The organism is Nocardiopsis sp. NPDC058631, from assembly GCF_042716955.1.
Lineage (GTDB): Bacteria > Actinomycetota > Actinomycetes > Streptosporangiales > Streptosporangiaceae > Nocardiopsis.
In genome coordinates, this window is record NZ_JBHXQY010000171.1 from 1 (window position 1) to 6,140 (window position 6,140).

6 protein-coding genes are annotated in these 6,140 nt (G+C 70.4%); 2 read left to right on the forward strand and 4 right to left on the reverse strand.

From position 1 onward, the window contains the following. Positions 1-145: 145 nt before the first annotated feature. The 4 genes from ACFWTE_RS29415 to ACFWTE_RS29430 all read right to left on the reverse strand — a co-directional run bounded on the left by ACFWTE_RS29415 (position 146) and on the right by ACFWTE_RS29430 (position 4,151). On the reverse strand, positions 146-1,213 hold the full coding sequence (locus ACFWTE_RS29415; RefSeq protein ID WP_378783184.1) for a M23 family metallopeptidase: 1,068 nt from the start codon (positions 1,211-1,213) through the stop codon (positions 146-148). Positions 1,214-1,537: 324 nt separating this feature from the next. After that, positions 1,538-2,143 carry a methylated-DNA--[protein]-cysteine S-methyltransferase gene (locus tag ACFWTE_RS29420; protein WP_378783185.1) on the reverse strand — a complete coding sequence of 202 codons (606 nt, stop codon included), beginning with the start codon at positions 2,141-2,143 and terminating at the stop codon, positions 1,538-1,540. A gap of 36 nt (positions 2,144-2,179) precedes the next feature. Continuing rightward, on the reverse strand, positions 2,180-3,703 hold the full coding sequence (locus tag ACFWTE_RS29425; RefSeq protein ID WP_378783189.1) for an AlkA N-terminal domain-containing protein: 1,524 nt from the start codon (positions 3,701-3,703) through the stop codon (positions 2,180-2,182). Between the two features lie 67 nt (positions 3,704-3,770). Next, a complete protein-coding gene (locus ACFWTE_RS29430; protein ID WP_378783186.1) occupies positions 3,771-4,151 on the reverse strand; it encodes a hypothetical protein in 381 nt (126 codons plus the stop codon). Between the two features lie 141 nt (positions 4,152-4,292). Between ACFWTE_RS29430 and ACFWTE_RS29435 the strand changes: the two genes are divergently transcribed. Both ACFWTE_RS29435 and sucC read left to right on the forward strand, forming a co-directional pair. Continuing rightward, positions 4,293-4,703 (forward strand): cobalamin B12-binding domain-containing protein, encoded by a 411-nt coding sequence (locus ACFWTE_RS29435; RefSeq protein WP_378783187.1) that lies wholly within the window; start codon positions 4,293-4,295, stop codon positions 4,701-4,703. Positions 4,704-5,130: 427 nt separating this feature from the next. Then, positions 5,131-6,140 (forward strand): ADP-forming succinate--CoA ligase subunit beta (gene sucC / locus ACFWTE_RS29440; RefSeq protein ID WP_378783188.1); only part of this gene is annotated, 1,010 nt, incomplete at its 3' end.

Here is a 6,140-nt window from a genome sequence, read left to right on the forward strand (position 1 = left end):
CTCCTTGCGCTGATGGTACTGCCCTGTGGTGGGGTGGGAGAGTAGGTCGCTGCCACGGTTTTTTGTTGGGGAGGGGGTTGCCTGTGATGGGCGGCTCCCTCCCTTTTTTGTCGCCCGAGCTTGTGAACTTGTGAACCGGGGTTCTTCAGAACCCGTAGTTGTAGACCGAGCCGCCCGGGTAGACGGTGCCGACACCGCTCCGGTAGACGTATCCGCCGTAGGCCGCGCCCTCCTGGAAGGTCCAGCCGCCCAAAGTCCGGCCGTGGAGCGCCACGTACCAGCCGGCCGCGTTGGGGTCGGTGTAGGCCCTCAGGGCGAAGTGGATGTGGGCGCCGGTCGAGGAACCGCCCGCGCAGACGCTGTTGCCCTGGGTGCCGAGGTAGTGGCCGGTGCCGACGTTGTTGCCGGGCAGCCACTGGTAGTTCTCCAGGTGGTAGTAGTCCGTGGAGTACCCGTTGTTGTGGATTACCCGGGTCCAGCCGGTGCAGAGGCTGTAGGCGTAGCCGCCCCGGGCGGCGCGGGCCTGGCCGTTGCCGCCGGCGAAGTCCGCAGAACTGTACGGGTGCCCTGAACTGAACCCGTGCGGACCTCCGGTCATGATCATCGAGGAGCCGATGGAGTACGGCAGACCCACCCCGGTGTAGGAGGAGGCGGAGACCTTGTCCGGGTTGGTCGAGTCGGCGACGGTCTCCCGTTCCTCCTCTCCCAGCAGGGTCGATGCGGAGAGGATCTCGGAGAACACCTCCGTGCCCTCCAACCCCACGGTCCACTCCGAGCCCTCGTGGTCGGCGGCGAACAGCCACGCGTACGGGCTCTCCTCCGTGGCCGAGGGCGCTGTCACGATGGCGACACCGAAGGCCGATCCGTCGGAGGCCTCACGGATGTCGACCCTCACGTCGCGGTCCTGGGCGTCGAGGGCGGACATGCCGGAACCCCGGGCCTGCAGGACGTCCGCGATGACCGCGTCGGCGAGCAGGTTCTCGGCCGTGGTCCCGGCTGTCCCGCCGGGTAGGGCCCCGGCGGCGGTGTCGTCCGCGGTGACCTCGACGTTGGGTGCGATGGCGAGTGGGGTGTCCGCCGGCGCCGGTTGGGCCTGTGCCGCCGACGCGGAGACGACCAGGGCGGTAGCCGCGGTGAGGGAGAGGGTGGCCGCGCCCAGGAACCGGGGGCGGGAAAGGCGCGCGCGAAAGGCGGGGGAGGTGGGGGGTGTCAACGCTTCTCCTCGTGGGGGTAGAGCGAACGGGTTTGACACGACAGGGTGTGATCATGGGTTGTGGATCACATTGCTACCGCAGGGTAACTACGTGAACACCAGCATGCAAGGGGTGGAAAGCCGACGCGGGAAGTCCACCGGGCCCCGTAGCCGCCCCGGGGCATGCCGAAGCACCCCCGTCCAGGGGACCCCCCGCTTTCCAGTCAACCGTGGCGTGAAGGGCGTGACCAGCCCGAGGCCCTTCCTGTGGACAACGCAGGACCTGTGGACAACGCGGAACGGCCCCGATTCCGGGGCCGTTCCACGGGGAGGTGTGTCGGGACGTCAGGCGGAGGCGACCCTGGCTTCCAGACCGAGGAGGAACTTCTTGCGCTCCAGCCCGCCCGCGTAACCCGTGAGGGTTCCGTTGGCTCCGATGACCCGGTGGCAGGGAATGATGATGCTGATGGGGTTGCGGCCGTTGGCCATTCCCACAGCGCGGGAAGCGGTCGGCCGCCCCAACTCCTCGGCGAGCTGACCGTAACTCGCGGTCTCCCCGTACGGGATGGTCGTCAGCCCCGTCCAGACCCTGCGCTGCCACTCGGTTCCGGCGGGGGCGAGCGGCAGGGTGAAGTCCCGGAGTTCACCGGCGAAGTACGCGGTCAGCTGGCGGACGGCCTCGGCGAACGGGGCCGGGTCGGCGACCCAGTCCGCCGGAACGCCCAGGGTGCTGTCGTCCTTGGCCGGCGTGTACACCCCTCCCAGGGCCTCGCCGTCACCGCGGAGCGTCAGCGTGCCCACGGGTGACTCCATCGTGGTGTACCTGGTCGGTCCGCCCAGCGGGGCGCGGAGTTCCACGGTCGGTACCCGCTGGGGCGCGACCGGCTCGATGTCCGTGAAAAGTGACTCCTGTCGGTGTGCCTCGGCACGCGGTGCCTGTTTGGTACTCATACCGTTCCCTCTCGTCAGTCTTTGCTTCCCGACGGCCTAGGGCCCCGTGGCTCCAACGATGGACCGGGGCCCGCCGCTTCCCGCCCGGTCCGGATCCGCGTCGCCCAACGAGGTCCACAGAAGGTGCGTGGCGTACGAGCGCCAGGGGCTCCACGCGAGAGCGTGCCGGGCCGCGGCCGCGGGGGAGACCCGCACCCCCTTGGCCTCCAAGGCCAGCCGGACCCCCAGGTCGCCGTGCAGGAACACGTCGGGATCGCCCAGGCCGCGCATCCGCACGTAGCCCGCCGTCCACGGTCCGATCCCGCGCAACTCCACCAGGCGCTGCTCGGCCTCGTCCCGGTCGCAGCCCGGCCCCAGCTCGATCCGGCCCGAGGCGACGGCCCCGGTGAGTCCCACCAGGGCCGTCCCGCGCGCCACCGGGATCGAGAACCCGGCCGGGTCGGCCCCGGCAAGGACATCCGGAGCCGGGAACACGTGAGTGAGCCCGCCGCCCGGGAACTCCAGGCCCTCCACCAGCGGTTCCCCGAACCGTGCCACCAGCCGACCCGCCAGGGTCCGGGCGGCCTTCACCGACACCTGCTGTCCGAGCACCGCCCGGACCGCCAGTTCCGACGGGTCCACGTGGCCGGGCGAGCGTATCCCCGGGTGGGCGGACACGATCGGGCCCAGCAGGGGGTCCCCGCCCAGGGCCTCGGCGACCGCGCGCGGGTCGGCGTCGAGGTCGAGCAGTCTGCGGCAACGGCGCACCGCGCTGGCCAGGTCACGGGTCTCGGTCAGCCTCAGGCGGCACAGCACGTGCCCCGGCTTCGAGCCCTCCGAGAGCTCCGCGACCCCGGGGCCGTGCGGGAGCGGAAGCGTGCGCCGGTACACGCCGTTCCGGTACTCCTCGATCCCGGGGACGGCGCGGTCTCCCAGGAACCGCAGCATCCCGGCCAGGTCGATCGGCTCCCGGTAGGGCAGCCGCAGCGTGATCGTCCCCGGTTCGGAGACCCCGGATGCCCGGGACCGGCCTGCCGAGCGCATCTCTGTGGGGGAGCGGTCGAACACCGCCTGCATCGTCTCGTTGAACTGGCGGACGCTCGCGAACCCGGCCGCGAACGCGACGTCCGTCATCGGCATGTCCGTGGTCTCCACCAGGATCCGGGCGGTCTGGGCCCGCTCGGTGCGGGCCAGGGCCAGCGGCCCCGCGCCCACCTCGGCGGACAGCAGACGGTTGAGTTGGCGCTCGCTGTACCCCACGGCGGAGGCCAGTGCGCCGACACCGCCCCGGTCCACGGCACCGTCCTGGATGAGCCGCATCGCGCGGCCGACCACGTCGGCGCGCAGGTTCCACTCCGGGGAACCGGGCGTCAGGTCGGGCCGGCACCTCTTGCAGGCGCGGAACCCGGAGTCCTGGGCTGCGGCCGCGGTGGGGAAGAACCGGGTGTTGACCCGTTTCGGGGTGACGGCGGGGCAGCTCGGACGGCAGTAGATACCGGTGGTGCGCACTGCCGTGTAGAAGACCCCGTCAAAGCGGGAGTCCCTGCTGTGTACTGCGCGGTAGCGCTGGTCGTCGTCCATCACACTGCCCATGGTCGCCCAGGGGCGGGCCAGGTGCTGGCGGTTTTCGGACATGCACCCCTCGGGGTCAGGAGTCCTCGTCGCCGGGGGCGCGGACCGGTCCGGTCGCGCCGGAGCCGTTCCGGTCGGAGCCGGGGTCCCCCGTGCCCGGGCCGCCGTCGTCCGCCTCCTCGCCGTGGTCGACGAGGTACTGGATGTAGACGGGGCGCAGTGCCTCCTGGACGCCGGGGTCGGTCTCGACGGAGAGGGCCTCGTACACGAAGCCGGACAGCTGGGCGACGCTCGCCTCGCTGGCCCTGTCGTTTCCGGCGGCGGCCTCGGCGGCGGGGATGAGGCCGAGCAGCCGCCAGAAGAACCGCAGATCCCACCGCTTCCGCGCCAGGTCGACAGCGCGGTCCCGCAGGTCCTCCGTGCTGGTCCGGCCGAATCCTGCGGCGTCGTCTCCCATGTTCGGAAGATACCCGTCCCCGCGCCCGCCACCCGTGAGTGACCTGGGTTACGCTTCACACGAGTTCATCGTCTCCACCCCGCCCCGGGGTCCTCCCACAAGGAGGGGCCGGGCAGTGGGGCACATCGTGAGGGGTAAGCCATGGCCGAGGGTGCGGCAAGGATCGTCGTCGCCAAACCGGGACTGGACGGGCACGACCGGGGGGTCAAGATCGTCGCCCGCGTCCTGCGCGACGCCGGGGTCGAGGTCATCTACACCGGTCTGCGCCAGACGCCGGAGATGATCGTCGCGGCCGCGCTCCAGGAGGACGCCGACGGCATCGGGCTGTCCGTGCTCTCGGGCGCCCACATGACCATGTTCACCCGGGTGATGGAGCTGCTGAGGGAGAACGGCGCCGAGGACATCCGGGTGTTCGGCGGCGGGATCATCCCCGACGCGGACATCGCGGAGCTCGAACGCATCGGCGTGGCCAAGATCTTCACCCCGGGCGCACCGACCTCCGAGATCGCCGACTGGGTGAGGGAGAACGTGCGTCCGGCGCACGCGGCCTGAACCCCTGAAGGCCCGAGCCGCCACCGGGGCGCGGAGGGGTCCGAAAGCACCGCGGTGGCAGACCAACGGCGTGATGTTGGTCGCAGGGCCGAAGCTGCCGCGAAGCGGCGAATGACCCCGTGTCGTGTTATTCGCGGTGTCGCTCGTCACACGATTTCCCACGCGGGGGCTCCCGCAGTGCGGCATGGGCGGCTTTTGGGGTGGGACGGGGGCGGAGAACCCGCCCCCGGTGTCCGGCGGCCGGATTTCAGGCGACTAAGCTTTGCGCATGTCGCGGGTGGCGACTCCGCGGCGATCGCGATCTCTGTGAACGGCACGGCCCCTCGGGGCCCTGTTCCGTGTGACACGTACCAGTAGGTCACAGCCGATCCGGACGAGGCCACCCCGGTAGACATCCTGAGCCAGCGAGTTACAAGGACGGACCCTCGTGGACCTGTTCGAATACCAGGCGAAGCAACTCTTCGCAGAGTACGGGGTTCCCGTACCCCAGGGGAAGGTGGCGAGCACGGCCTCCGAGGCACGTGCCATCGCTGACGAGTTCGCCGCTGCCGGCAAGCCCCGCGTCGTTGTCAAGGCGCAGGTGAAGACCGGTGGTCGCGGTAAGGCCGGTGGCGTGAAGGTCGCCGAGGGCCCCGAGGACGCTCAGGCCAAGGCCGAGCAGATCCTCGGTATGGACATCAAGGGCCACACGGTCCACCGTGTCCTGGTCGAGGAGGCCTCCGACATCGCGGAGGAGTACTACTTCTCCTTCCTGTTGGACCGTGCGAACCGCAACTTCCTGTCGATCTGCTCCGCCGAGGGCGGTGTGGAGATCGAGGAGGTCGCTGTCTCCGACCCCGACGCGGTCGCCAAGATCTCCATCGACCCGCTGACCGGCGCTCCCGCGAACATCGCGGCCGAGATCGCCAAGGTGGGCAGGCTGCCCGAGGCCGCCGCCCAGGGCGCGGCCGAGATCATCACCAAGCTGTGGGACGCGTTCGTGGGCAAGGACGCCACCCTCGTCGAGGTGAACCCCCTCATCCTCACCAAGGACGGCCGCGTCGTCGCGCTCGACGGCAAGGTCACCCTGGACGAGAACGCCGAGTTCCGCCAGGACCTGGAGAGCCTCACGTTCGCCGAGGAGGGTGACCCCCTGGAGGTCGCCGCCAAGGCGAAGGGTCTGAACTACGTGAAGCTCGACGGTGAGGTCGGGATCATCGGCAACGGCGCGGGTCTGGTCATGTCCACCCTGGACGTGGTCGCCTACGCCGGCGAGGAGCACGGCGGGGTCAAGCCCGCGAACTTCCTCGACATCGGTGGCGGCGCCTCGGCCGAGGTGATGGCCAACGGGTTGGAGATCATCCTGGGCGACCCCGCGGTCAAGAGCGTGTTCGTCAACGTCTTCGGCGGTATCACGGCCTGCGACGCGGTGGCCAACGGCATCGTGCAGGCCCTGGA

Coding starts and splice junctions, on each gene's coding strand:
- ACFWTE_RS29420 (WP_378783185.1), bottom strand. CDS start 2,143: ATGAGTACCAAACAGGCACCGCGTGCCGAGGCACACCGACAGGAGTCA.
- ACFWTE_RS29425 (WP_378783189.1), bottom strand. CDS start 3,703: ATGGACGACGACCAGCGCTACCGCGCAGTACACAGCAGGGACTCCCGC.
- ACFWTE_RS29430 (WP_378783186.1), bottom strand. CDS start 4,151: ATGGGAGACGACGCCGCAGGATTCGGCCGGACCAGCACGGAGGACCTG.
- ACFWTE_RS29435 (WP_378783187.1), top strand. CDS start 4,293: ATGGCCGAGGGTGCGGCAAGGATCGTCGTCGCCAAACCGGGACTGGAC.